This is a genomic window from Vibrio sp. S12_S33 (assembly GCF_963889785.1).
GTDB lineage: Bacteria > Pseudomonadota > Gammaproteobacteria > Enterobacterales > Vibrionaceae > Vibrio > Vibrio aestuarianus.
In genome coordinates this window covers 1-220 of record NZ_CAWPQZ010000463.1, presented here as the reverse complement: position 1 = coordinate 220, position 220 = coordinate 1, and the positions used below count along the sequence as shown (strand labels likewise).

The 220-nt window shown below is 61.4% G+C and carries 1 protein-coding gene; it reads right to left on the bottom strand.

Annotated features, from left to right (window positions below):
* Window positions 1–220, bottom strand: a 220-nt coding sequence (locus AACW06_RS20740; RefSeq protein ID WP_202884144.1) for a hypothetical protein, incomplete at both ends; no start/stop codon positions are given.

The window sequence follows — 220 nt, the reverse complement described above, 5'->3', positions numbered from 1 at the left end:
TCACGTTGGTTTCTACGCCGTCACTGTTCTCTGCCACGCTCACGCTGCCGTCCGCGGCATCCGCGATGGTAAGTGTTGGCGCCGCAGTTGGTGCGGTGGCGTCAAAATCAAACGTCACTGGCGCACTTTCACCACTGCTGTTGCCCGCCGCGTCGCTGATCTGCGCCGTCACGCTGTAGTCACCTTCCGCCGCCAAGCTTGGGATGGTGATGTTCGCACT